A 541-nucleotide genomic window follows, 5' to 3' on the forward strand; every position below is an offset into this window, starting at 1 on the left:
ACCCACGAGACACATTGTGTTGCAGCTATACGGAGGAACAGGTGCAGGCAAGGCATACTTTCGCAGTCGTTTTTGCGTGTGCAGCGCTTGGTACAATACCGTCACAATATGCATGCGCCGATACTGCTCCCGAAGAAACGATCACCGTCGAGGGATTGACTCATCCGACCGATATCCTCATCGACAAATGGGGCGTGCCGCATATCTTCGCGGAAAACGAGCATGACGCGTTCTTCGCGCAGGGCTTCAATGCGGCGCGCGACCGCATGTTTCAGATCGACCTGTGGCGTCGTCGCGGCCTTGGCCAGTTAGCCGAAGTATTTGGCTCTGCATATGTCGAGCAGGACAAAGCAACGCGGCTCTTCCTCTATCGCGGCGACATGTCAACGGAGTGGAAACGCTATGGCCCCGACGCGAAACCCGTCGCCACGCGCTTCGCTGCAGGCGTGAACGCGTATATCGACTGGCTTGCCGCGCACCCGGACCGCTTGCCTTATGAGTTCCGCAAGGTCGGCTACTGGCCTGCAAAGTGGTCAGCAGA

The 541-nt window shown here is 57.9% G+C and carries 1 protein-coding gene; it reads left to right on the forward strand.

Going from position 1 to position 541, the window contains the following annotated elements:
- Nucleotides 1-95: 95 nt before the first annotated feature.
- A partial coding sequence (locus ACV22V_RS32510; protein ID WP_448016833.1) for a penicillin acylase family protein occupies nucleotides 96-541 on the forward strand: 446 nt, incomplete at its 3' end.

This window comes from Burkholderia sp. AW33-5 (assembly GCF_053427615.1).